Source organism: Hymenobacter sp. H14-R3, from assembly GCF_030063445.1.
Classification (GTDB): domain Bacteria; phylum Bacteroidota; class Bacteroidia; order Cytophagales; family Hymenobacteraceae; genus Hymenobacter.
The window spans coordinates 20,647-44,141 of sequence record NZ_JASITD010000017.1 but is presented as its reverse complement, the minus strand read 5'-3'; the positions used below and the strand labels follow the sequence as shown (position 1 = coordinate 44,141).

The following is a 23,495-nucleotide window of genomic DNA, read 5'->3' as shown; positions in this document are numbered from 1 at the left end:
GTGGTAAAAAAGAAGCCCCGGAAGCAGTCGCTTTCGGGGCTTCTTTTTTTACTTGGCATTTTTCACATTTTGCAGAATTCACATTACCCTAAAATATACTCGAACTTTTCAAAATCAAACTTCACGTTGTTAGTTCTTTCAAAAAGAGCTGCACTACCCTCATCAATTCCATAGTTCCAATGATAATAATAGTCGTCCTGCACATAGCTAATTACCTTCCTTAGCTGACTAATTGTTATCTGATTTGGCAATTCTATTTCTACTACCAACACCTCCGCACGAGTTGTCATGATGCCATGAACATGATAGTTTTCACTTAATCTTTTGCGGTATTCTTTTTCGTAAACATCTATTGACCTGCTAAATAGCTGAATACCACCTCCATAACGGTTGCAAATATATCCTTCCTCGTAAAGCATATTTTTTGCTTTTTTTAACGACGCACGGCTTCTATTTAGCTGAAATGCAATGTCTTCCCAACTAAGGCGTGAGGACAATAAAGCCGGGTAATATATCTTTGTTTTTAACTTACCTTTATGCGTCGTCACGAAGTTTCAGATATTACCTGGGAGGTGGTTCGCCCCCAATTGTCGGGCAAAGCCAGTGATTGTGGGGTAACGGCCAAAGATAATCGCTTGTTTTTCAATGCAGTGCTTTGGATTGCCCGCACGGGCTGCCCCTGGGCCGACTTGCCTGAGCGCTTCGGCAAGTCTAATACGGCTTGCAGACGCTTTAGCCCATTGGCTAAAAAAGGGGTGTGGGAGCGGCTCTTCGCCGCCGTCCAAACGCCCGACTTAGCCTGGGTGATGCTCGATGCGACCATCCTGCGGGCCCATCAGCATTCGGCGGGCCAAAAAAAAGCGACCCCCAAACCGAATGCCTGGGCCGTAGCCAGGGGGGAGTAAGCACGAAGATTCACGCCTGTGTCGAAGCGCAGGGGCACGCCGTGCGCCTGATTGCCACGATGGGCCAGGCAGGTGACACGCCCCAGACGCTGCCCTTGCTGGCGGGTCTGCAACCAGGCAAAGTACTGGCCGATACGGCCTATGACAGTGACGAAAACCGGGCTTACTGCGCCGAACAGGGCATTGAGGCGGTGATTCCAAATCGCTCCAATCGGGTCGAGCCTTTCGCTTTAGACCAACAGACTGTACTACTCCCCAAAAACTGGACAGTTTAGCGGGGCTTGTTAAGTAATATGGTTATACTTTGGTAAAAGAAGGTTGAGCGAAGACCTGGGCTGGGGTTTGGCCATTCAGACTTTGGTGGGGACGGCGGTGATTGTAGTAGGCAAAGTACGCCTGCAATTGGTGATGGAGGTGGTGGCCGTCATCGGCGGGGTTAAGGTAAATGTGCTCCCATTTGAGCGTACGCCAGAGGCGCTCGATGAAGGCGTTGTCGGTGGCGCGGCCCCGCCCATCGCGGCTGATGCGGCAGCCGGCAGCCAGCAAGGCCTGCTCGTAAGCCAGGCTCGTAAACTGGCTGCCCTGGTCGGAGTTGAAGATATGCGGGGCCGGGGCCACGCGCAAGGCGGCGGCCAGGGCTTGCAGGCAAAAGCCCACGTCGAGCGAGTTAGAGAGCTGCCAGCTCAGCACGTAGCGCGAGTGCCAATCGAGTACGGCGGCCAGGTAGAGAAAGCCTTTGGCCATGGGCACGCAGGTGATATCCGTGCTCCAGACCTCGTTGGGGGCCGTGGCCGGGCGGTCCCGCAACAGGTAGGGATAGGGCGTAACGCACTGACCAGTAATACATAAGCGCGGCTTGGGGTAGACCGGCTCGTGGCCCATCAGGCGCACCAGGCGGCGCACGCGCTTTTCATTGACGACGTGTCCGGCCAGGCGCAAATGGTCGCGTAAGCCGAGCACGCCCTTAAAATTATGCTGCGTAAACTCCTCGTCCAGCAGGCGCATCAACTCCAGGTTGTAGGCACTCTCCCCGCCGGGCTGGTAGTAGAAACTGCTGCGCGAGAGACCCAGGGCCTGGCAGCGGGCCTGCACCGAACTGGCCGGGTCAGCTTGCGTGACCAGGGCGCGTTGCTGGGCTACTGACATGGACCCAACGTTTTTTTTAGCAGCGCGTTTTCCATTTGCAGCCGGCCAATAGCGGCATACAAAGGCTCTACGTCGGGCAATAGGGCCGGCGCCGCCGGCGCATCGGCAAAGACTTGCGCGGCCTGCTGGCGCAAGTGAAGCTTCCAGCGCGTGATTTGGGTGGTAGCCAGTTGGTAGTGGGCGGCCAACTCGGCCAGCGGCTGGCGCTCGGTGAGGGCGGCCAGGGCCACTTCGGCTTTGAACTCGGCCGTGTAGCGACAGCGGGTGCGTTTGGGAGTCATAATCGGGCTAAGCTAGCCCGCTTTATCTGTCCAGTTTTTGGGGAGTACTACAGACCTACCGCCAGCGCAAGAAAATTGAGCACTTTTCTGGACGGCTCAAGCAGTACCGCCGGCTGGCCACGCGCTATGAAAAAACCATCGTCTCTTTTCTTGGCTTCTGGTATATTTGCGCTGCAATATATTGTATTACTTAATTCATTAATTGTCCTCACGCCTTAGTCCCGTCACTGGCCTTTACTAGTTTCATAATTTTATTTTCAAGCTTTGTCATAAATTCTTGTCGAATATGGTTATTTGTGGGCTTTGGTTTATTTTTTTCGTGCTTGCAGCTTATCCAATTTGCGGCAGCGGTGTGAGCTTCCGGCCCTCACTAAAATAATATCTTACCCTGAAATTTCAAAATAACTATGAGAAAACTGGCTTCCATTCGCAAAGTAGCCGAGCTAAAACCCATTGCGGGGGCCGACCTTATTGAGTTAGCACTGGTAGACGGCTGGCAGTGCGTGGTGAAGAAGAACGAGCTGGCAGTGGGCGATTTAGCCGTGTACTGCGAAGTCGATTCCTTGCTGCCAGTGCAGGAGCGGTTCGAGTTTCTGCGGACCAGCAGCTACAAGAAGCTGCCGACGGGTGCCGAGGGGTTCCGGCTCAAAACCATGCGCCTGCGCGGGCAGCTTTCGCAGGGGCTGCTGCTACCGCTGGCGGTGCTGGGGCCCTTGGCTACCCCGCCCCTAGAGGGCGACGATGTGACGGACCTGCTGGGTATTACCAAGTACGACCCGCCGCTACCCGCCGCCCTGAGCGGCGTAGCCAAAGGCGTTTTTCCCGCTTGGCTGCCCAAAACGGACGAGGAGCGCATCCAGAATTGCTGGGCCGACCTACCTAAGGACGCCGACTATGTCATTACGGAAAAACTGCACGGCACGAGCGCCACGTTTTACCTGCGCGACGGCGAATTTGGCCTCTGCTCGCGCAACCTCGACCTGCTGCCCGATGCGGGAGGCCTGTACACCGACGTAGCGGTGGCCCTCGATGTGGAGGCAAAGATTCGTGCCTACGCCGCCGCCACGGGCCGCTCGGCGGGCTTGGCCTTGCAGGGCGAGATTATTGGCGAGGGCATCAACGGTAACTACTACCGGATTGCGGGCCGCCAGCTCTTCCTATTCAACGTATTCGACGAGGCTACTGGTTACCTGCCGCCCGCTGCGGCTAGCTTGGCAGTGCAGCACATGGGCCTACAGGAAGTTCCCGTACTCGACGCCGCCTATCGCCTGCCGGCTACCTGCGCAGCCGCGCTGGCGCAGGCTGAAGCAGCCTCTATATTTATGGAACAGCCTGTACGCGAAGGTATTGTGCTGCGCCACTATCCCGCCAGCGGCCCACGGGTGTCGTGCAAAATAATTTCCAACCAGCACTTGCTTAAAGAAAAATAACCGCCGCTCCGCATTTGAGCGGGCCGCAATGCGGAGTAAAAACCTCGTGCTGCGGCCCGCTTGATTGCTGGTGACAGTGAGGCAATAGGTGGCATTGCCATTTACTGTGCACATTTCAGCCAGCAGCACCGAATCAGGTTACTTGTAAATTATTAACTTTCAGGTACTTCTGTAAAAAATAGCCCCTGATAATAAGCCGCGAATTCGCGTAGCAGCGAGTATATATCGCGCAGCTCAAAATAGATTGGGCTCACGCCACTCACTTCCGTGAAGCCCGCCTGCCGAAAAAGCATTTTGATGCGGCTGATGTGGTAAAACTGCGACACTACCAGCACACTCCGAATGGGCAGCTGCGCGCGCAGCCGCGCCGTATTGCGCACGGTTTGCTGCGTGTTGTTGCCGGCATTGTCTACCACAATGGCGGTATCGGGCACGCCGTGGCGGCGCAGATACGCGCGCATTTTGGTGCCCTCATAAAAGCCCTCCCGGCCCAGCCCGCCGCTGACCAGCAAACGCGGGACGCGGCCACTGCGGTAGAGCGCCAAGCCGCAGGCCAGGCGCTGGGTAAGCCGCTCGGAGAGCGTACCATCCTCGTTGACTTTATTGCCCAAAATAACGCCGATATCGGCGTGCTGCCGGCGGTCGCGCAGGCCATCCAGCGTGATGAGCAGCGTGTGCGCCAGCAGCCAGGCGGCCAGCATCAGAAGGATACCTTTCACTTTCCTGAGACCAGAAGGACGGTGCGCCATAATTAGAAAACGCTTAATGCCTGCGCTCCAACGCGTTAAACCCCAGCAGCGTTTCTCCCGCCAGCGCCGCCGCTGCTGCCTGATACACGGGCTCCAGGTCGCGGCGCGCCATGCCCAAGGCACGCACCAGCAGTACATTATCGCGGGTCTGGGTCACGGCCACCACGGCAGGGCAGCCGGCCAGGGTGGCGTGCAGGTCCGTTTTGCCGGGCGGCGGCAGCTGGCGCAGGGCGGTGGCCAGCTGCTGAAACTGCGCGCCGTCGGGCGGCCCCACCAGGTAGATATTCAGCGCCGAGCTATAGGGCCCAAACGTGGCCTGCGAGGTGTCGGGCCGCAGGGCGAAGCGGTCGAGCAGCACCAAGCGGCCGGCTACGCTCACCTTCAGTTCCGTAGCAACTGACGTGAAGGCAATCTTTTCACCCAGGTCGGTGCGGCCGGCGTGGTACCAGTCGGCCAGCAGCAGGGTGGCGCTTTCGGCCAGGTGCCAGTGCTGAGCCTGGTGGTAGCGGCTGGCGGCCTGGGGCACCAGGGGATCGGGCAGCACCACGGCCAGGGCGTTTTCGGCGAGGTAGCCTCCGGGTATTTGCACGGCCCGGCTACCATATATCATCTTGAAAATGAAGTTATTAGCTTAAGTAGTGAGCAATAGGCGCGCCTCAGCTTTACACTGCACGCGCAGCCGGATGCAATCGCCGGCCACGAGGCCGCCACCGTAGCTGGCCAGCACGGCATGGCAGGCCAGGCCAGCCGACTTGGGGTTGATAATCTTAAGGGGCTGCACGCTGCGGCTGGCTACCAGCCGCAGCGTGCAGCCGCACCTGCGCCACCGTGAGCGCACTCCACAAAGTAGCTGCCTGAACCACGGATTTATCGGATTTATCGGATTAATCGGATTTTGTGGGCGATTACCTTCGGGCGCTACCCGCTTGCAAAATCTGACCTATTCGGCAAAGATGGCGAATTGCGTGTGCCTGCGTAATCGCCCGCACACGCTGTAAGCCGGCAAAGGCGGCTGATTGGATGCACTGGCATAATCGCCCACAAAATCCGATGAATCCGTGGCTCAGACAGCCTTGCGTAGCTCTTCGGGCTCAAATATGCGGGCCAGCTTGCGCTTGCGCTCCACCAGCTGGAAGGTGGCGCGGTCCTGGCTCTCGCTCCAATAAATATCGGAAATCAGGCCCAGGTGGGCGGGCTGGCCGGGGGCGGGCTGCACCTCCTCTACCAGGTCGCCGAAGCCGAATGAGGGCTTGTTGTACAGCTCTTTAAACAGCTCGCCGCGTACCAGAAACTGCTGCTCATCGTAGCGCAGCGTTATCCAATCGGAGTCATCGTCGAGGTCGCTTACTTTCTCAAATACTTTACCCACCGGCTCTAGCAGCTCAAACGAGCGGCGATTGGCGGGGTGCAGGTAGCGGTAGCCGTAGTCGGGCGACCAAGCATACAAACCAAAAACAACGGGACGGGGGCGAGGCATAAGGCAGGTAAAAAGCGGGCGTAGGCCCTGTGCTAACAGCAAATAGTTGGCTGGGGTTGCCACTAACAAAGCTGACAAACTTATAGGTCAGCATGTCAGCGAGTTAAGCGTTTGCTGCTATTTGGTGTCTGGCACCTAGCCAATAATCTCCCTATTTTTGTCAACCATTTCTGTGGAATTTAAATTTTTACTTATACCACCTTGCATTTGCAGATAATTTTATGCAATCTATTTCTTCCTTTTTGCAGCGGCTTGGGCTGCTGAGCGCGGCCGTGGGCCTGCTAAGTTCCGCTACCGCCGCGGCCCAGACCCCAAAAGCCTTTACGGCCGGCAACTACGTAGTGGCCCGCGTGGGCGATGGCACGGCTGCGCTTACCTCGGCGGCCACCGCCACCTTCCTGCTGGAATACACGGCCGCCGGAACGCTGGTGCAAACTATTGCCCTGCCAGTAGCCGACGCCACCCCCAACTTGGCCCTGACCGAAACCGGCACCTCCGGCACCGATGCCGCCCTCACGCGCTCGGCCGATGGCCGCTACCTGGTGCTGACCGGCTACAACGCAGTGCCGGGCGCGGCCGCCCTGGCCAACACGCCGGCCGCCACCACCAACCGCCTCATTGGGCGCATTGCGGCCGATGGCACCCTCAATACCACCACGCGCATCACGGATGCGTTCAGCGGCACCGCTTCTTCGGGGGCCAACATCCGGGGGGCTGCCTCGGCCAACGGCTCGGCTTTTTACGCCGTGGGCAACGCGGGCGGCGTAGTGTACGTGCCACTTGCCAACGTGGCAGCCAGCAAAAGCATCTCTACCGGCTCGCCCACCAGTGACCGGGCTGTTGGCATTTTTGGCGGCAACCTGTACGTTAGCTCAGGCTCGGCACCCACGTATGGCGTGGTGCAGGTAGGCACCGGGCTCCCCACCACAAGCGGGCAGGCCCAAACGCTGCTCGCGGGCTTTCCGACGGTTAGCGCGAGCAGCGCCAGCTCCTGTGCCTTCCTCTTAACCGACCAAAGCGCTACGGTGCCGGGCCTCGACGTGCTATATGTGGCCGATGACGGGGGCGGCAGTGCCGCAGGCGGCATCCAGAAGTGGAGCCTGGTGGGTAGCACCTGGGTGCTAAACGGCACCATTACCGCCACGGCCACCGTGCGCGGCCTCGCGGGCAGCCTGAGCGGCACCACTGTTAGCCTGATGGCCAGTAGCACCAGCAGCCTCTATACCGCAACCGACAACGCGGGCTACAACGTGGCTCCCAGCACCGCCGCCCTGCCCGCTGCGGTAGCCACCGCTGGCACCAACGCAGCCTTCCGCGGGGTGGCCCTGGCCCCGGTAGCCACCGCCCTGGCCACCCGCCTCGAAGCCACCCAAGGCCAGCTGGCCCTCTACCCCAACCCGGCCCAGAATATGCTCACCATCAGCCTGGCTACTGGCCCGGCCGCCGGCCACTTGGCCGAAGTGCGCGACCTGCTGGGCCGCTCCGTGCACACGGCTACGCTGCCCGCCTCAGGCCAACTGAGCCTGGCTGGGCTGCCCGCCGGCAGCTACCTGCTCACCGTGGATGGCAGCCTGACCCGCCGCATTAATAAAGTGGATTAATTGACTGATTTTTAAATTCTTATCTTTTGAAAAAGCCTCCGTAAACGGAGGCTTTTTTGTGTCTATTTATGCCGCTGATGTTACTATAGTTGTTCAACGATTGAAAACAACTGTCGTTGCTGCGTGCGTAAATATTTAATTATAATTATACTATTACTCTAATAAACTACGAACACACTTAATTAATTGACTTTTTGAAGAAAAGAAATAACTAAAAAGTCAACAAATAATTAAAATTGAACCCACATAAAACAGATTCTCAGTATCTTTGTGGTTAACTTCTTTGATTATTTTACATAGCTCATCTTACGCACTGTTGTTTTTTATGGAAATAACATCTACTCATTTCTCTTTTTTACGGCGCTATTCGGCCCTTGTGCTAGCTCTGCTGCTGCTGCTGTTTCCCTCATTGGGCTGGGGGCAGGCTGGGGTCGTAATCAGCCAAGTATATGGCGGTGGGGGTAATAGTGGTGCCTCTTTTAACCGCGATTTTGTAGAGCTGCACAATAACTCATCCAGCAGCCAATCACTGAATGGGCTCTCTGCTCAATATGCTTCATCAGGTGGCACTGGGTGGACTAGTGTCTCATTATCCGGGACTATTGCGGCCGGGGGCTACTACCTAATAGGCGGAGCCAGCGGTGCAGCAGGAGCGTCTCTACCAACCCCAGAGGTAACTGGTTTGCTGAACCTAGCAGCTGGTTCGGGTAAAGTAGCTTTAGTTGTTGGTACTACTGCGCTATCAATTACGTGCCCCACAGCTAATCTGCTAGACTTGGTAGGCTACGGCTCAGCCACTACTTGCGTTGAAGGGGCAGGACCAGCCCCTGGGCCAAACGATAATATGGCCGCTGTAATGCGAAAAAATAATGGCTGCACTGACACTAATAACAACGCCGCTGACTTCACATTACTAGCGGCGGCCCCTCGTAATTCTGCCAATACGGCCAATATTTGCAATACGGCCATCCCAGCCATCACCAGCTTTACGCCCGCCAGCGGCCCCGTCAACTCGGTAGTTACCATTACCGGCACGGGCTTCACGGGCGCTACCGCCGTCCGGTTCAACGGCACGGCGGCAGCTAGTTTTAGCGTGACGGATGCCAGCACCCTTGTGGCCACGGTGGCGGCAGGTACTACCACGGGGCCCATCGGCGTGACGACTGGCAACGGCACGGCTACTTCGGCCACAAATTTTGTGGTAACGGCCACGCCTACTACGTTTTACGCCAAAGCCAGCGGAGCGCTCAACCTGCCGGCTTCGTTCGGGGCGAACGCGGATGGCAGCGGAGCCGCGCCAATCAATTTTTTGGCCGATAATACCTCTTACATCATTAGTGGCCTAAGTCGCTCTTTTACTGCTGATTGGGTTGTAACTGGCACTGGCTCGAAGGCTGTACTGGCCGCTGATGCCTCACTGGTTATCCCAACTAGCTTTACATACAAGGGCGTGCTCGACCAACTGGCTAACAGCACGCTGGTTTTGCAGAATGTGGCCTCGGCAACGTATAGCAACATCACGCAAGGCGTGCAGGATGCTAGCAGCACCATCGACTTTGCGCAGGCGGGTAACTATACCTTACCGGTGCTGTCTTCTGCCAGCAGATTCGTCCTTCAAAACCTGAAGCTGACTGGTGGCACCAAGCGCTTTGCTGAGAATGTGAATGCCACCAGAAATGGCACGTTTGTGCCCGGCAACCTAATACTAGATGCCACTGTGGTAGCCGGGGCTGTTATGCCCTCTGTTTCTTCTGTGGCGCTGCGTGGCAATCTTACGCTGCTCAACGGGGCATCTTTCGCCACGGTTTCTGCCAGCAAGATTACGCTCGCGCTTGTATCGGCCACGCCCCAGACGCTGACGGGCAACGGCAACGATATCGTTCTATTAGAATTGGATGCACGGACGGCCAAGGGTGGGGCTATCCTATCTGACACCGGCGGCAGCACTAATTTGGAGTTGGGTAATGCCGTGGCGGGCGGGTATTTTTTAGATACTGGCACCACTCTGCAACTCAACGCCAACACGCTGAGATTTACCAGTGGCGGCCAAGCCACTATTTTCAATGGTAGTACCCCTAAAAATGGCCTGGGAACGGTTACGCCATCGGCCAGTTCCTCAATAGACCTGGAAAATACCGGCACCAGTCCTATCGGCACACTACGGCTGACACCGGGCGCTACCACGGTAAACAACCTGCGCCTCTCCTCCTACGATGATGTGCTGGAAGTTGCTTCTGGCTTGACAGTCAATGGCTTGCTAACGCTGGATAAGGGCAGCATCCACATCGACAATACCAGCACCCTCACGCTGAATGGCACCACTACACGCGCCAGCGGTACCCTCACGGGCTCGGCCGCTATGAGCCTGGTTGTTGGGGGTACCGGGCCACTGGGCAGCCTTGCGTTTGAGTCAGATTTTCAGCAGCTCAAAAACCTCACCATCAATCGCCAGGCCGGCGGCACGGCCACCCTGGCCAGCCCGCTCACCGTGGGCGGCACCCTCACGCTCACGGCGGGCCTGCTAGCCACTGATGCCACCAATGTGCTTACGCTGCCCGCTACGGCCACGGTAGCCGGCGGCTCGGATGCCAGCTTTGTGAGCGGGCCGCTGGTGCGGCCGGTGGGGGCGGTGAGCAGTGCTACCGCCTGCATGTTTCCGGTGGGCAAAGGCGCGGCGTACCGGCCGCTCACGCTGACTATCCGCACCCAAACCGGCACCACCTACTACCGGGCCGAGCAGCTGGAGGGCCGGCCCACGCCCACCACCCTGGCCAGCCCTGATGCCAGCGGCCCCGACCTGGTGCGTATCAGCCGGGTGCGGTCTTTCACGCTCAGCCCATTTGCCACTGCCCCCGGTGCTACCACGGTGTCCGCGCAGCCGATGGACTTTACGGGTACCGTTACGCTCAGCTTTGGCACCAATGATGGCGTAACCGCGCCCAACGACCCCGGCCTGGTAGTGGCCAAGCGCACCGACAGCACCACGCCCTGGGCCAACGCAGGCAGCTCGGGCGTGGCCACCACCACTACCGGCCCAACGGCCAGCGGCACCATTACGTCGGGTACTATCACCTCGTTTTCCGACTTTGCCCTAGGCGCTACCAATCCTGATAACCTCAACGCTATAAACCCATTGCCCGTGCAGCTGACCAGCTTTACGGCGGCCCGCCGGCCCGGCGGCGTGCAGGTAACCTGGGCTACCGCCTCGGAGCTAGGCAGCGCCCGCTTTGTGGTAGAGCGCTCGCTCGATGGTCGCGCATTTGCCGCCGTGGCCAGCGTAGCGGCGCAGGGCCGCAGCACGCAGGCCCACGCTTATATTACCCCCGACCGTACTGCCCCCGCAGGGCACCTTTACTACCGCTTGCGGCAGGTTGACACCGACAGCACCGTGGCCTACTCACCCACCGTGGCCGTGGCCGCTACCGCAGCTGCCATCCCCGAGCTGGTGCTGGCCCCCAGCCCCGCCCACGACTACCTCGGCCTGCTCACCAGGCTACCCACAGCCTACGTGGTGCGCAATACCCTCGGGCAGGCAGTGCTGAGCGGCACCACGCGGGCTGGCACTACTGCGCTGGCCGTGGCCGAGCTGCCAGCCGGCGTCTACCTGCTGGAGCTGCGCACCGATGCGGGCCGGGTGGTGCGCCGGTTTGTGAAAGAGTAGCGGTGAGGCTCATGTGCAGAAAGGCCCTGGGCAAGTTGCCCTTGTCCTTACCCAAAACTAAAACGCCCTTCCGGCCATATGGCCGGAAGGGCGTTTTTGCGTAGTTGATTGCCCTATTCACTACTTTTTAAGCGGAGGCAGCCAGCAAAAAAGAGCCTTGATGCTATCTCGGGGTAGTCCGAAAAAGATTTGGGTAAGGACAAGAGCAGCTTGCCCAGGGCCTTTCTGCGCATGAGCCTAGAGGTGGCTTAGGCCGGTTAGTAGCTGGTGGCCGCCCGACGGGCCAGGGACCGGTCGCCGGTTTGCTGGTCGCGCAGCCAGGCATGGGCGTGGGCGGCGTTGTCGAAATAGAAAGGGAAAATAGTAAACGCCGCCGCCCGGCGCAGCAGCAGCTCGGTGCGGCCATCCTCTACTTGCAGCCGCTGAGCAGGCCGCACCACGCAGGCCATGAATAGCGGCTGGCCCAAAACTGCGCTGACCTGCGGCACAAAATACTCACCAAACCACTGCGCAAAAGCTGCATCGTGCCAGTCGCGCTGCTGCATGTCGAGGAGCCAAAAGCGGCACGCCCCGTGCGCCTGGGCCATGGCTAGCAGCTGGGCGTAGCAAGCAGGCAGCGTGGCGGCGGCTACCGGCCCAGCCCAGCTGCCGCGCAGCGTGGCGGTAGCGGGCTCGTAGGCGCAGGCAAACTTATCGGCGGGTAGCGCAACGTCCATAGGCAAGGGGCTGCCTCGTTAGAGTAGCTTACGTAGCAGCACGCAAGCGGGGCAGGGTGGGCGCGCAACCGTGCCAGCTGGGCGATAGTTCCCCCGGCAGCTTGCTAGTTGGCTTAGCGGTAGCAGCGGCGTGCACATCCTAATCCGGTTAGCCTTCGTACAAGCCTCATTACCTGCCAGCCGCGCCGGTGAGGCTCCGCATATAGAGCCCGCGTGGGGGCTTTTTTTATGTCTACCCCTACCGTTTCGAACACTAAGACTGCCAAACCGGCGGCTCCTATCGCTAAAGCTATTCCTACCGCCTCAGCCAGAACTACTACTACGCCCGCCCCGGTTGCGCCGGTGCGCGATGGCTTTGGGGCCCTGCCCCACGCGGCAGGCACCACCTTCCGGGTGTGGGCCCCGGCGGCCACTGCCGTGGCGGTAGTTGGCACGTTCAATAACTGGGATAACCAGGCGCATCCCTTGCAGGCCGAGGCCGATGGCAACTGGGCCGCCGACCTGCCCGGGGTGAAAGCCGGCGACGGCTACAAATTTGCCCTCACTACGCCCGCTGGCGAGCTGACCCGCAACGACCCCTACGCCCGCGCCGTCACCAACTCGGCCGGCCACTCGCTGGTATTTGATACCCAGGACTTTGATTGGGAAGGCGATAACTTCCAGATGCCCGCCTGGAACGACCTCATTATCTACGAGTTGCACATCGGTACTTTTAACGCCAAGGAAGCCGACAAGCCGGGCACCTTCCGCGACGTGATTGAGCGCCTCGGCTACCTGCAAAGCCTGGGCATCAATTGCATTGAGATTATGCCCGCCACCGAGTTTCCGGGCGCTTACTCGTGGGGCTATAACCCCTCCAATCCCTTCGCGCTGGAAAGCGACTACGGAGGAGCCGAAGCCTTCCGCGAACTCGTAAAAGCCGCTCACCAGTACAGCATCGCCGTTATTTTGGATGTGGTGTACAACCACTTCGGCCCCGGCGACCTCGACCTGTGGCAATTTGATGGCTGGCAGGAAAACGACGGCGGCGGCATCTATTTCTACAACGACTGGCGCGCCGAAACGCCCTGGGGCCATAACCGCCCCGACTACGGCCGCCCCGAGGTGCGCCGCTACATCCTCGACAACGCCCTGATGTGGGTGGAGGACTACCACTGCGATGGCCTGCGCATGGATGCTATCGCATTCATCCGTAACGTGCGCGGCGAAGAAGACCCCGGTGCCGACCTGCCCGATGGCTGGACCCTGATGCGCTGGGTAAATGAAGAAATCCGCAGCCGCCAGCCCTGGAAAATCACCATCGCCGAAGACCTACGCGGCAATCACGCCATTACGGCCACTACGGAGCAGGGCGGCGAGGGCTTCTCGGCCCAGTGGTCGTCATCATTTATCTACCCAATACACGAGGCCCTCAAAACCTTTGCCGATGCCGACCGCGACATGCACGCCGTGAGCCGCGCCATTTGCACAGCTTACAATGGCGATGCATTTCAGCGCGTTATCTACACCGAAAGCCACGATGAAGTAGCCAACGGCAAGAGCCGTCTGCCCGAAGAAATCGTGCCCGGCGATGTCGAAAACTACTTTGCCAAGAAGCGCACTGTACTCGGGGCGGCCCTCACGCTCACGGCCCCCGGCATCCCGATGCTATTTCAGGGTCAGGAGTTTCTGGCCCCCGGCGCGTTCAACGACACCGAGCCGCTCGAGTGGGCCTGGGCTGAGTCGCACGCCGGCCTCACCCAGCTTTACCGCGACCTCATTGCCCTGCGGCGCGACCTGCGCGGCGTTACGCCCGGCTTGCGCGGCCAGGGTTGCCACGTCTTCCACATTAATAACGACGCCAAGGTCATCGCCTTCGCCCGCTGGGACGGCCACCCCGAAGATGCCACCATCGTCATCGCCAATTTTGCCAATGTGGCCCACGAGGGTTACACTATCGGCCTGCCCGCCAAGGGCGAGTGGAAAGTTCGCTTCAACTCAGACTGGGCTGGCTATGATGCTGATTTTCAGAATTTTCCCAGCTTTGGTACTCAGGCCAAAAAAGGTTCCTACGACGGCTACCCGCAGCACGGCCGCGTTGCCCTGGGCGCCTACGCCGTAGTAGTTCTGTCGCGCTAAATGCAGTGAGTGAAGGAGAGCGGGGTGAAGGAGTGAATGTTGCGGAAAACATTCACTCCTTCACCCCGCTCTCCTTCACAATTATACTGGGGCTTGGTCGTAGCGCTCGTCGGCCAGCGTAGGCCAGCCGCCTTCAAATACGAACTCGGCCAGCGGCTTGCGGCTGCGGGGGGCCAGCTCACGCTCGCGCAAGCCATCGGGCAGCGCATCGGCACTGCCGGGATAGCCGATGGTGAACACGGCCACCGGCTGGTAATCGGCCGGAATATTGAACGCCGTGCGGGCCGCCTCTTGCGAGAAACCAGCCATCTGGTGAATTTGCAGGCCTAGCTCCACCCCCTGCACGGCCAGCGTAGCCACGGCCTGGCCCACGTCGTGGGTAGCCCAGGCGTTGGAGTTGTTGTCGTGCGAAAAGGTGGTCTTGGCGATGCTGATGGCCAGCACGGGCGCTTCCTTGGCCCAGGGCTGGTTGAACGGGGCCAGTGTGCCCAGGATTTTGCCAAACGCCTCGGCACTAGTTGTTTTGCTACCCACCACAAAGCGCCAAGGCTGCTCGCCAAAGCACGAAGAAGCCGAGCCAGCAGCCACAAAAAGCTGCTGCAAGGCCTCGGCCGTTACCGGCTGGGAGGTGTAGGCGCGCGGGCTGCGGCGCTGGGCCAATTGAGGCAAAATGGAGTGCTCGGTCGGGAGCACATTGAGAAGGTCGGCCATAAGTAGCAGAAGGAATCAGGTGAGCCGGGTAAACCGGGAAGGACTTAATTTGATTTTGTAGCGGGTCTTTATCCGCCTATTTCCTTTAGTACCAGCGTAGTTTGGGCTGGTCCAGCGCAGGCTGGGCATAGCGGCCGCTACGCCCCCGCGGGCCACTCGCGCACCAGCTGGCACTGGGCGGGGGTTTCCGGCGGTTCGGTGTCTCTTTTGGCATCGGTGCGGCGCAGGTGCTGCACAAAATCCAGGGTACGCGGTCCGGTGGCGTAGCCGTGCGCCCGCGGCCGCCCCAGCAGTGCACGTAGGCCGGCTGGCCCGCGGCCAATAACGCATCGAGTACATTTAGAATGCGTTGCATGTGCGCAGCGGTGGGCACGCCGAGGTCCACAATGGGCAGGCGGTGGGCGGTGGCGGCTACGCCCAGGGCAGCAAACTATTCGGCCAGCTCGCGCTCGTAGCCCGGAATCACCGCGCCGTCGTAGTTACGCTCGTCGTCGTGCATGAGATTTACAAACGTGCGAATGCCCTGGCCCAGCAGCGCGCGCAACTGCCGGCCAGCAGCCGGCTGGGCAGTACCCTATAAGCGCGGCTTAAGGGCAAAACGGGGCACGGAACGGAGGTCAGAAACGCATCAGCCATGCGCCAAAGAAAGGGCCGGGGCCGGTTGTTTTTAGCCAGACAGCCACTTCTTGCGCCGGCTTGCCGTATGAATAAGCATTTGGTGTAAGCTGAACTACGCCCCTACATTCGTTCTGCTTATAATTTCGTACCGTCCCACCCGCTATGCAGCCACAGCCCCACGCGCCCGAAGCCCTGTTTCCCGATTCTCTGCTCATCGAAGTTGCCTGGGAGGTGTGCAACCAGGTGGGTGGCATCTACACCGTTATCCGCTCCAAGGTGCCGGCCACCATGCCGGCCTGGGGCGGGCGCTACTGCCTGCTGGGCCCCTACTTTCCGCAACAGGCGCAGGGCGAGTTCGAGAGCTACGACGACGACCAGCTGGCCAGCATGAACGACCCCTACGCCCAGGCCGTGCGCACGCTACGCACCCAGGGAATGGATATCTGCCTTGGCGTGTGGCTCGTAACGGGCCGGCCCCGCGTGGTACTCATCAACCCGTTTCAGAAATATAACGAGCTGGGCACGCTGAAAAACGACCTCTGGCGCGACCACCAGATACCCGCCCCCGACAACGACGACCTGCTGCACCAGGTGATTGCCTTTGGCCATCTGGCTACCCTGTTTATCGAAACCGTGGCCCGCCAAACAGTGGACCAGTGGAAGGTGGTGGCCCACTTTCACGAGTGGATGACGGGCGTGGCCATTCCGGAGCTGCGCCGCCGCCAAGCACCTGTGCACCTGGTATTTACTACGCACGCCACGCTACTAGGCCGCTACCTGGCCATGAACGACCCGGAGTTTTACGACCACCTCATGCTGGTGGATTGGCGCACCCAGGCGCGGCACTTCAATATTGAGCCGGCCGTGAGCATGGAGCGCGCCGCCGCCCACGGCAGCCACGTGTTTACTACCGTGAGCGAACTCACCGTGCGCGAATGCATCTACTTATTGGATAGAATACCCGACGCGGTGCTGCCCAACGGCCTCAACATCGAGCGCTTCGTGGCCCTGCACGAGTTTCAGAACCTGCACAAGCTCTACAAGGATAAAATCCACGAGTTTGTGATGGCCCACTTTTTTCAGAGCTATTCTTTCGACCTCGACCAGACGCTTTACCTGTTCACGTCGGGCCGCTACGAATACCACAACAAGGGCTTCGACCTGACTTTGGAGGCGCTGGCCCGCCTCAACCACCGCCTGCAAGCCAGCGGGCTGGAAGGCCAGGTAGTGATGTTTTTCATCACCAAGCGGCCCTACACCAGCATCAACCCGCTGGTGCTGCAAAGCCGCGCCCAGCTGGAGGAAGTGCGCCAGACCTGCCGCGCCATCGAGGAGCAGGTGGGCGAGCGCCTCTTTTACGCCGCTGCCGCCAGCGCCGACCACCGCCTGCCCGACCTCGACAGCATGGTGGACGACTACTGGAAGCTGCGCTACCGCCGCGGCCTGCAAAGCTGGAAAACTGCGGCCCTGCCTTCCGTTATCACCCACAACCTGGTAAACGACCAGGACGATGATATTCTCAACTTCGTGCGCCGCGCCAACCTGGTGAACAACCAGCACGACCGCGTGAAGATTGTGTATCATCCTGATTTTGTGAGCACTACCTCGCCCCTGTTTGGCATGGATTACGGGCAGTTTGTGCGCGGCTGCCACCTGGGCGTGTTCCCCAGCTACTACGAGCCCTGGGGCTACACCCCGCTGGAGTGCGCGGCGCGCGGCGTGCCAGCCATCACGAGCGACCTCTCGGGCTTTGGCGACTACGTGCAAAAGAACGTGCCCGAGCACGAGGAAAAAGGCATTTTCGTGGTGCGCCGCCAAGAGCGCACGTTCGACCAGTCGGCCGAGGAACTCACCGACATGCTCTGGAATTTTGTGCTGCTGAGCCGCCGCGACCGCATCAGCCAGCGCAACCGCGTGGAGAGCTCGGCCGATATTTTTGACTGGAAAAACCTGCGCGTGTACTACGACCGCGCCTACGCCCTGGCCCTGGAGCGGCAGTAGGATATCGTTCGGGAAGTTACCGCTGAGGTTTGCGGAGGTAACTTCCCACGCACCCCTAATGAAAAAGACACTCGCCCTCCTCCTCCTACCCGCCGTTGCCCTGGCCCACGAGTTCTGGCTGCAACCGGCCAGTTTTCGCGTAGCGGAGGGCGCAGCTGTACCCGTTAAGCTGCTAGTAGGCGAAGGCTTTGCTGGCGAAACTTGGCCCCGGCCCACGCGCCGGGTACGACGCTTCGTGCGCTTTGGCCCCGGCGGCCCGGCCGACTCCACCGACCTGCGCCCGGCTTTGCTCGCCGACTCGGTGGCCCCAGTGCTGCACTGCCCCGCGCCGGGCACGCACTTGGTGGCGCTCACCAGCCAGCTGTCCTTTATAGAGCTACCCGCGGCCCAGTTCACCGCCTACCTGCGCGGAGAAGGCCTAAGCACCGCCCTGCGCCAGCGCGAGGAAGCCGGCCAAACCGCCACCAAGCCCGGCCGCGAAGCCTACCGCCGCTGCGCCAAGGCGCTGGTGCTAGCCACCCACGGCCCGGCGGCCCACCTGCCCACGCCGGCCGCCGACACCGTTTTCAGCCGGGTGCTGGGCCTGCCGCTGGAGCTGGTGCCCGAGCAAAACCCCTACCGCCTGCGGCCCGGCGCGGCCCTCACGGTGCGGGTGCTGGCCCAGGGCCAGCCAGTGCCGGGCGCGCTGGTGCAGGTGTGGCAAGCGGGAGTTCGCTCAGCCGTGCAACCATCTGCCGCGCCGGCTGTTGTGCACTTCACTACCCACGCCAATGCCCAGGGCCGGGTGCTGCTGCGCCTGCCCGGTGCCGGCCCCTACCTGCTGGCTACGGTGCGCATGGAGGCTGCCCTACCCCAACTGGCCAACCGGGCCGATTGGCTCAGCACGTGGGCCTCACTCACCTTCGGTGGCCCGCAAACCGCTGCCAAAACGTACTAGCCCCACCCTGCCAAGTAGTTAGCGCTATACGTGCACTTCTGCCTGATTCTGCGTTTTCCTTTTTATCCTTACCTTCGCTTCTCAGCACCAAATTCTCATTCTCCCGCCGCGGTTTTTATGAAGTACTCCATCGATAAAAAAGAGAGCTATACCGTCATCACCATTGATGAAAAAAAGCTTGATACGACCGTCGCGCCTGACCTGAAATCGGAGTTTGTTAAGCTCAACGCGGAAGGTAGTAACAACCTGATACTCGACCTTCAAAACGTAAAATACACCGACTCGTCGGGGCTCAGCAGCATCCTGATTGCCAACCGCCTCTGCAATTCGACGGGTGGCCTGCTAGTGCTCACCGGCCTGCAAGACCACGTGCTGAAGCTCATCACTATCAGCAAGCTGGAATCGGTACTGCACATCCTACCCACCGTGGAGGAAGGCATCGACCGCATCTTTTTGCACGCTATTGAGCGCGACCTGACGGATAAAGAATAGTTTTTTTTTAATAAGCTGTTAGCCGTTAGCTATTAGCTGTTAGCTTCTCGTTGCAACGAAAGCCAGCACCTGATAGCTAGCGGTTATGCTTTTTCAGAAGCTACTCGTTGGTTCATCTTCTGAAAAAGCTAACAGCTGGCAGCCAAGAGCTAATAGCTAAACGTCAGTGACTTTCGAGCTTCAGATACTAGGTAGTGGCTCGGCCACGCCGATGGTGGGCCGCCACCCCACGGCGCAGCTGCTGGCCGTGGGCGAGGGCCGCTACCTCATCGACTGCGGCGAGGGCACGCAGCTGCGCCTGCTAGAGCACCGCCGCCGCCTTAGCTCGCTGCGGGTTATTTTCATTTCGCACCTGCACGGCGACCACTACCTGGGCCTGTTTGGCCTGCTGAGTACGCTCAGCCTGCAAGGCCGCCAGGAGCCCCTCACGGTAGTAGGCCCACCCGGCCTGGAGCTGGTAATTACCACCCAGGCCCTGCATTCGCGCATGCAGCCCTTCTACGACATCACCTTCGTGCCCGTCGATACCGAGGCCCATGGCGTGGTCTATGAAGATGCCTTGGTGCGGGTGTGGTCGCTGCCCATGCGCCACCGCATTCCATGCAGCGGCTACCTGTTTGAAGAGCAGCCGCGCCGCGCCAAGCTGGTGAAGGAGCTGCTGCCCGCCAGCCTCACCCCCACCGAGCTAGGCCAGCTGGCCCAAGGCCACGACCTGCCCGCCGACGAGGCCACCGGCCGCCCCGCCCTGGCCCACGCCGACGTGTCGATGCCCGCCGCCCGGCCGCGCCGCTACGCCTTCTGCTCCGATACTATGTACACACCCGCGCTGGCCGAGCTGGTGCAGGGTGTTGACCTACTCTACCACGAGGCTACCTTTTTGCACGACCTGCGCGAGCGGGCCGCTACCACCCACCACAGCACCGCCCGGCAGGCCGCCGAGCTGGCCCGCGCCGCCGACGTGCACCGCCTGCTCATCGGCCACTTTTCGTCGCGCTACAAGCAGCTCGACCCGCATTTGCAAGAAGCCAAGGCCGTTTTTGAGTGGACCGAGCTGGCTACTGAAGGCTTGCTGGTGAGCATGTAAGCAACTCGCACGTTTGCTAAAGTAACGTCATGCAGACCGCAGGGAAGCATCTCGCTCGCTTCGTCAGATGCTCCCACGCGAGATGCTACCCTGCGGTCTGCATGACGTTACTTTATGCCTACTAACACCCACGCCCACAAAAAACAGCAGCTTTACCTGGTGCTCAGCGGCATTTTTTTGGTAAATGCGCTGCTGGCCGAGATTATCGGCGTCAAGATATTTTCGGTCGAAAAGTCCTTTGGCCTCACTGGCAACCTCACGGCGGGCGTGCTGGTGTGGCCGGTCGTGTTCATCACCACCGATGTCATCAACGAGTATTTCGGGCGCAAGGGCGTACTGCGCATCACGTTCCTCACAGTGGGGCTGATTTTGTACGCCTTCCTGGTTATTCTGGGCACTACGAAACTGATTCCGGCCGATTTCTGGCTCGATTTGAACAAGACCGATGCGCAGGGCCGGCCCTTCAATATTGAGTTTGCCTACCAGAGCATTTTTCGGCAGGGGCTGGGCATTATCATCGGCTCGCTGGTGGCGTTCATTATTGGGCAGGTGTTGGATGCCAGTGTGTTTCAGGCGTTTCGGCGCGTCACGGGCAGCAAGTATATCTGGCTGCGGGCCACGGGCTCCACGCTCATCTCGCAGCTAGTGGACAGCTTTGTGGTGCTCTACGTGGCGTTTCACGTGTTCGGCAACTGGTCGATGGAGCAGGTTATCAGCGTCGCCAAATTCAATTACTGGTATAAATTCGCGGCGGCCATCGTGCTAACGCCAGTGCTGTATCTGGCGCATTATGCTATTGACCGTTACTTAGGACCAGCCGAAACGGCGGAATTGCAGGAGGCGGCGGCGGAAGACGTTAGTGTATGATTTTTTGAATTACTAGCTCCACCACCATGCGCCTTCTTTTGCTATTTGCGGGTTTAATGTTGGCCCAGAGCAGCCAGGCCCAAGGCACGGGCTTCAAAAAGTTTGCGGAAGGCTCTTACGTGTTGGCTGATAACCGCGCGGTGCGATACCCCGGCCAGATAAAGCTGCAAAGCGGCTCGAAGCTGGTAATTAAAACCCCAGATGGCACCACCGTCAAGCTGAAGCCAGCGCAGCTCTATTCCTTTATAATTGGGCAGCGGCAGTATACGACGGCGCGTGATTTTCGCGTTCAGGGAGGCTTCGGCACGGACGTAGACGAGGCCTTTGTGGAGCAGCTGGATAGTGGGCAGGTGATGCTGATGAGGTACGACTACACCGTTGGCAGCCCCATGATGATGGGCGCCGGTGGAGCCATGACGGGGGGCGGTGTTTCTGCGATGAGCGCCTACCTGCTGCGCCGCCCTACCGACAGTACGTACGTCTCCGTGCAGCCTGCCTTCTATTCCTTTGCTGGAGGCAACCGCTTCCGCGATGCAGTGCGGCCGTTTCTGGCTGGCCATCCCGACTTGCTAAAGCTACTGGACGAAAAGCGTATCACAATGGACAACCTGCCGGCTGTCATTCGGGCGCTGAACGCCGGCAAGCCCTACCAGCTACCCCTCTCTCACTATGAGTTCATGAAGCAGCAAGCCTTGGCCAAACAGGCTAAAAAAGCGGCTTCCGATTCTACCCGCCACTAACAACGTCCTAATGTCCCGCATCCTCACCGGCATCCAGAGCACTGGCCGCCCGCACCTGGGCAACCTGCTCGGGGCCATCCTCCCGGCCATCGAGCTGTCGAAAAACCCGGCCAACGACTCGCTGTATTTTATTGCCGACCTGCACTCGCTCACCACCGTGCGCGACCCGGAGCTGTTGCGCGCCAATACCTACGCCGTGGCGGCGGCGTGGCTGGCCTGCGGCTTTGATACCGAGAAAAATCTGTTTTACCGGCAGTCCGATGTGCCGCAGGTGACCGAGCTGACCTGGTACTTGTCGTGCTTCACGCCCTACCCAATGCTGGCTAATGCACACAGCTTCAAAGACAAGAGCGATAGGCTGTCGGATGTAAATGCCGGTCTCTTCACCTACCCGGTGCTGATGGCGGCCGACATCCTGCTCTACGACGCCGACATTGTGCCGGTGGGCAAAGACCAGGTGCAGCACCTCGAAATAGCCCGCGACATTGCCCACACCTTCAACAGCCGCTATGGCGATACGCTGGTGCCGCCCCAGGCCCGCGTCGATGCCGAGCTGATGACCATTCCTGGCACCGACGGCCAGAAGATGAGCAAAAGCTACGGCAACATCATCGACGTGTTTGCGCCCGAGAAGGAGCTGCTGAAGACCATCAAGACCATTATTTCGAGCAGCACGCTGCTGGAAGAGCCCAAGGACCCCGCCACCGACGTTACCTTTAAACTGTACTCGCTGCTGGCCACGCCCGCCGAAACCGCCAACCTGCGCCAGCGCTACGAGGCCGGTGGCTACGGCTACGGCCACGCCAAGCAGGAGCTGTACGAGCTGATACTGAGGCGCTTCGCCACGGAACGCGAGAAATTCACTTTCTACCTGAACAACCTGCCGGAGATTGACGCGCAGCTGGCCATCGGGGCCAAGCGGGCGCAGGAATACGGCGCGGGCGTGCTGGCCAAGGTGCGGCAAAAAGTGGGCTATGGCCAGTAATTAATCGTTCGTCCTTGCGAGCGCAACATTCTGCGCATCAAGCAGAAATGGAGCGAGGCAATCTTTCCTTCCCGGCGGGGTTACGAACCAAATGCCGAGGACGACCAAGGAAAGATTGCCGCGCGCCACTACGCCCTTGCTTGATGCGCAACATGCTCGCGGTGACAAACGGTTAAAACTGCTGCTGGCTGGAAAAGCTGAAACCCACCTTCCTACCCCAGCTCACCTGCTGATTCTCCAGCTTTTGCTTGACGCTGATTTTCTGAATCTCGGGCAGCGGCGGGGCGATGAGGTCGTTGTTGACGGCCGCAATCATGGCGCTTTCTACGAAGAGGCGCAGCGACTCGTCAGTTATGGCATTGTGGCTCATATCGTTGTCGGGTAGTTTTAGCTGCTGCACGCCTTCGAGGAAGTAGTGGCTGTCGATGTTGATGAGCAGGCGGCCCAGCAGGTAGCCGGGGTCGTTGAGGCGCTGGTAGCGGATGCTATCAGCCATGAAGTTGTAGGCCATGATGTGGCCGAAGAAGCGTCGCCGAAAGTCGGCTGCCACGTAAGGCGTGGTAAGCGGGCCAAAATCATCGGGAAACGTGACGATGTTGGAGTGCATCACGAACACCAGCAAATCGCCGGAGAAGCGAATGTGAAATTCCATCTCGTTGACGGGCAGGCACTCGATGCGCACGCTGGCGTCGGCATCGGTGGTTACTTTTTGGGTAAGTTCCAGGCACAGCTGCTGCGACACCTGGCGCAGCAGCGTAAACGTGGCCTGCGTAGCCCGGAAAATGGCCTGCTTGGCGCTGGACTTTTCGCGCAGGCCCTCGGCAATGAGGTGGAGGCGGTCGGGCGGCAGGGCCTCGGCAGTAGCGGCGGGCGCTGGGGGCGTGGCGGGGGCCTTTTTAGGGCGGGCAGTCTTTTTGCGGGGAGCCGGCGAAGGAGTGGGTGAAGCCGGCGCAGAGGAAGCAGCAGATGTAGCCAT

The 23,495-nt window shown here is 59.7% G+C and carries 23 protein-coding genes and 2 pseudogenes; 15 read left to right on the top strand and 10 right to left on the bottom strand.

From position 1 onward, the window contains the following. Window positions 1-83: 83 nt before the first annotated feature. Window positions 84-548, bottom strand: a complete 465-nt coding sequence (locus tag QMK33_RS15655) for a DUF7683 domain-containing protein (protein ID WP_283565551.1) — start codon at window positions 546-548, stop codon at window positions 84-86. Here QMK33_RS15655 and QMK33_RS15650 point away from each other — a divergent pair. Then, complete coding sequence (locus QMK33_RS15650; RefSeq protein WP_283565550.1) at window positions 537-905, top strand: IS5 family transposase; 369 nt, start codon at window positions 537-539, stop codon at window positions 903-905. The genes QMK33_RS15655 and QMK33_RS15650 overlap by 12 nt on opposite strands. 41 nt (window positions 906-946) lie before the next feature. Next, the gene (locus QMK33_RS23635) at window positions 947-1,180 is read left to right on the top strand and encodes a transposase (RefSeq protein WP_502867069.1); all 234 of its coding nucleotides are present in this window, start codon (window positions 947-949) and stop codon (window positions 1,178-1,180) included. 22 nt (window positions 1,181-1,202) lie between these two features. On the opposite strand, the gene QMK33_RS15645 is transcribed toward QMK33_RS23635, so the two are convergent. Further along, window positions 1,203-2,051, bottom strand: coding sequence for an IS3 family transposase (locus tag QMK33_RS15645; RefSeq protein ID WP_283565549.1), 849 nt, complete (start codon window positions 2,049-2,051; stop codon window positions 1,203-1,205). After that, on the bottom strand, window positions 2,042-2,332 hold the full coding sequence (locus tag QMK33_RS15640) for a hypothetical protein (RefSeq protein WP_283565548.1): 291 nt from the start codon (window positions 2,330-2,332) through the stop codon (window positions 2,042-2,044). The genes QMK33_RS15645 and QMK33_RS15640 overlap by 10 nt, the downstream gene beginning before the upstream one ends. A 26-nt stretch (window positions 2,333-2,358) precedes the next feature. Here QMK33_RS15640 and QMK33_RS23630 point away from each other — a divergent pair, with 26 nt between their 5' ends. Further along, a complete protein-coding gene (locus QMK33_RS23630) occupies window positions 2,359-2,526 on the top strand; it encodes a transposase (protein WP_502867072.1) in 168 nt (55 codons plus the stop codon). A 213-nt stretch (window positions 2,527-2,739) separates the two neighbouring features. Continuing rightward, entirely contained in the window at window positions 2,740-3,762 is a 1,023-nt protein-coding gene (locus tag QMK33_RS15635; RefSeq protein WP_283565547.1) for an RNA ligase (ATP), read from the top strand. A 152-nt stretch (window positions 3,763-3,914) separates the two neighbouring features. On the opposite strand, the gene QMK33_RS15630 is transcribed toward QMK33_RS15635, so the two are convergent. The 3 genes and pseudogenes from QMK33_RS15630 to QMK33_RS15620 form a co-directional block, all read right to left on the bottom strand. Continuing rightward, on the bottom strand, window positions 3,915-4,481 hold the full coding sequence (locus QMK33_RS15630; protein WP_283565546.1) for a YdcF family protein: 567 nt from the start codon (window positions 4,479-4,481) through the stop codon (window positions 3,915-3,917). 43 nt (window positions 4,482-4,524) lie between these two features. Next, a pseudogene (locus QMK33_RS15625) lies at window positions 4,525-5,349 on the bottom strand (urease accessory protein UreD). 225 nt (window positions 5,350-5,574) lie between these two features. Further along, entirely contained in the window at window positions 5,575-5,988 is a 414-nt protein-coding gene (locus QMK33_RS15620) for a DUF6960 family protein (RefSeq protein ID WP_283565544.1), read from the bottom strand. A gap of 221 nt (window positions 5,989-6,209) precedes the next feature. Between QMK33_RS15620 and QMK33_RS15615 the strand changes: the two genes are divergently transcribed. The 3 genes and pseudogenes from QMK33_RS15615 to QMK33_RS15610 all read left to right on the top strand — a co-directional run bounded on the left by QMK33_RS15615 (window position 6,210) and on the right by QMK33_RS15610 (window position 11,250). Then, on the top strand, window positions 6,210-7,589 hold the full coding sequence (locus tag QMK33_RS15615; RefSeq protein ID WP_283565543.1) for a T9SS type A sorting domain-containing protein: 1,380 nt from the start codon (window positions 6,210-6,212) through the stop codon (window positions 7,587-7,589). Window positions 7,590-7,914: 325 nt separating this feature from the next. Continuing rightward, window positions 7,915-8,367, top strand: a pseudogene (locus QMK33_RS23625) (lamin tail domain-containing protein); the annotation flags it as partial. A gap of 78 nt (window positions 8,368-8,445) precedes the next feature. Further along, on the top strand, window positions 8,446-11,250 hold the full coding sequence (locus tag QMK33_RS15610) for an IPT/TIG domain-containing protein (protein ID WP_283565542.1): 2,805 nt from the start codon (window positions 8,446-8,448) through the stop codon (window positions 11,248-11,250). A gap of 257 nt (window positions 11,251-11,507) precedes the next feature. On the opposite strand, the gene QMK33_RS15605 is transcribed toward QMK33_RS15610, so the two are convergent. After that, entirely contained in the window at window positions 11,508-11,966 is a 459-nt protein-coding gene (locus QMK33_RS15605; RefSeq protein ID WP_283565541.1) for a hypothetical protein, read from the bottom strand. 228 nt (window positions 11,967-12,194) lie between these two features. Here QMK33_RS15605 and QMK33_RS15600 point away from each other — a divergent pair, with 228 nt between their 5' ends. Beyond that, on the top strand, window positions 12,195-14,084 hold the full coding sequence (locus QMK33_RS15600; RefSeq protein WP_283565540.1) for an alpha-amylase family glycosyl hydrolase: 1,890 nt from the start codon (window positions 12,195-12,197) through the stop codon (window positions 14,082-14,084). An 81-nt stretch (window positions 14,085-14,165) separates the two neighbouring features. Here QMK33_RS15600 and QMK33_RS15595 read toward each other — a convergent pair whose 3' ends face one another. Then, window positions 14,166-14,795 carry a nitroreductase family protein gene (locus QMK33_RS15595; protein ID WP_283565539.1) on the bottom strand — a complete coding sequence of 210 codons (630 nt, stop codon included), beginning with the start codon at window positions 14,793-14,795 and terminating at the stop codon, window positions 14,166-14,168. Window positions 14,796-14,880: 85 nt separating this feature from the next. Next, the gene (locus QMK33_RS23620; RefSeq protein WP_502867071.1) at window positions 14,881-15,216 is read right to left on the bottom strand and encodes a protein-tyrosine phosphatase family protein; all 336 of its coding nucleotides are present in this window, start codon (window positions 15,214-15,216) and stop codon (window positions 14,881-14,883) included. A gap of 359 nt (window positions 15,217-15,575) precedes the next feature. Between QMK33_RS23620 and QMK33_RS15590 the strand changes: the two genes are divergently transcribed. The 7 genes from QMK33_RS15590 (at window position 15,576) to trpS (ending at window position 22,519) form a co-directional block, all read left to right on the top strand. Beyond that, window positions 15,576-17,414, top strand: coding sequence for a glycosyltransferase (locus QMK33_RS15590; RefSeq protein WP_283565538.1), 1,839 nt, complete (start codon window positions 15,576-15,578; stop codon window positions 17,412-17,414). Between the two features lie 58 nt (window positions 17,415-17,472). Next, entirely contained in the window at window positions 17,473-18,351 is an 879-nt protein-coding gene (locus QMK33_RS15585) for a DUF4198 domain-containing protein (protein WP_283565536.1), read from the top strand. A gap of 117 nt (window positions 18,352-18,468) precedes the next feature. Continuing rightward, complete coding sequence (locus QMK33_RS15580; protein WP_151089188.1) at window positions 18,469-18,843, top strand: STAS domain-containing protein; 375 nt, start codon at window positions 18,469-18,471, stop codon at window positions 18,841-18,843. A gap of 166 nt (window positions 18,844-19,009) precedes the next feature. Continuing rightward, window positions 19,010-19,927, top strand: coding sequence for a ribonuclease Z (locus QMK33_RS15575; protein WP_283565535.1), 918 nt, complete (start codon window positions 19,010-19,012; stop codon window positions 19,925-19,927). Window positions 19,928-20,041: 114 nt separating this feature from the next. Beyond that, a complete protein-coding gene (locus QMK33_RS15570; RefSeq protein ID WP_283565533.1) occupies window positions 20,042-20,794 on the top strand; it encodes a queuosine precursor transporter in 753 nt (250 codons plus the stop codon). Window positions 20,795-20,850: 56 nt separating this feature from the next. Further along, window positions 20,851-21,534, top strand: coding sequence for a hypothetical protein (locus tag QMK33_RS15565; RefSeq protein ID WP_283565532.1), 684 nt, complete (start codon window positions 20,851-20,853; stop codon window positions 21,532-21,534). Window positions 21,535-21,544: 10 nt separating this feature from the next. After that, a complete protein-coding gene (gene trpS, locus QMK33_RS15560; protein WP_283565531.1) occupies window positions 21,545-22,519 on the top strand; it encodes a tryptophan--tRNA ligase in 975 nt (324 codons plus the stop codon). A 172-nt stretch (window positions 22,520-22,691) separates the two neighbouring features. On the opposite strand, the gene QMK33_RS15555 is transcribed toward trpS, so the two are convergent. After that, window positions 22,692-23,495, bottom strand: a complete 804-nt coding sequence (locus QMK33_RS15555) for a hypothetical protein (protein ID WP_283565530.1) — start codon at window positions 23,493-23,495, stop codon at window positions 22,692-22,694.

Bases quoted from the DNA above. Each gene is read 5' to 3' on its own strand.
- QMK33_RS15650 (WP_283565550.1), top strand. From the start codon at position 537: ATGCGTCGTCACGAAGTTTCAGATATTACCTGGGAGGTGGTTCGCCCC.
- QMK33_RS15645 (WP_283565549.1), bottom strand. From the start codon at position 2,051: ATGTCAGTAGCCCAGCAACGCGCCCTGGTCACGCAAGCTGACCCGGCC.
- QMK33_RS15640 (WP_283565548.1), bottom strand. From the start codon at position 2,332: ATGACTCCCAAACGCACCCGCTGTCGCTACACGGCCGAGTTCAAAGCC.
- QMK33_RS15635 (WP_283565547.1), top strand. From the start codon at position 2,740: ATGAGAAAACTGGCTTCCATTCGCAAAGTAGCCGAGCTAAAACCCATT.
- QMK33_RS15620 (WP_283565544.1), bottom strand. From the start codon at position 5,988: ATGCCTCGCCCCCGTCCCGTTGTTTTTGGTTTGTATGCTTGGTCGCCC.
- QMK33_RS15615 (WP_283565543.1), top strand. From the start codon at position 6,210: ATGCAATCTATTTCTTCCTTTTTGCAGCGGCTTGGGCTGCTGAGCGCG.
- QMK33_RS15610 (WP_283565542.1), top strand. From the start codon at position 8,446: ATGCGAAAAAATAATGGCTGCACTGACACTAATAACAACGCCGCTGAC.
- QMK33_RS15605 (WP_283565541.1), bottom strand. From the start codon at position 11,966: ATGGACGTTGCGCTACCCGCCGATAAGTTTGCCTGCGCCTACGAGCCC.
- QMK33_RS15600 (WP_283565540.1), top strand. From the start codon at position 12,195: ATGTCTACCCCTACCGTTTCGAACACTAAGACTGCCAAACCGGCGGCT.
- QMK33_RS15595 (WP_283565539.1), bottom strand. From the start codon at position 14,795: ATGGCCGACCTTCTCAATGTGCTCCCGACCGAGCACTCCATTTTGCCT.
- QMK33_RS15590 (WP_283565538.1), top strand. From the start codon at position 15,576: ATGCAGCCACAGCCCCACGCGCCCGAAGCCCTGTTTCCCGATTCTCTG.
- QMK33_RS15585 (WP_283565536.1), top strand. From the start codon at position 17,473: ATGAAAAAGACACTCGCCCTCCTCCTCCTACCCGCCGTTGCCCTGGCC.
- QMK33_RS15580 (WP_151089188.1), top strand. From the start codon at position 18,469: ATGAAGTACTCCATCGATAAAAAAGAGAGCTATACCGTCATCACCATT.
- QMK33_RS15570 (WP_283565533.1), top strand. From the start codon at position 20,042: ATGCCTACTAACACCCACGCCCACAAAAAACAGCAGCTTTACCTGGTG.
- QMK33_RS15565 (WP_283565532.1), top strand. From the start codon at position 20,851: ATGTTGGCCCAGAGCAGCCAGGCCCAAGGCACGGGCTTCAAAAAGTTT.
- trpS (WP_283565531.1), top strand. From the start codon at position 21,545: ATGTCCCGCATCCTCACCGGCATCCAGAGCACTGGCCGCCCGCACCTG.
- QMK33_RS15555 (WP_283565530.1), bottom strand. From the start codon at position 23,495: ATGGCTACATCTGCTGCTTCCTCTGCGCCGGCTTCACCCACTCCTTCG.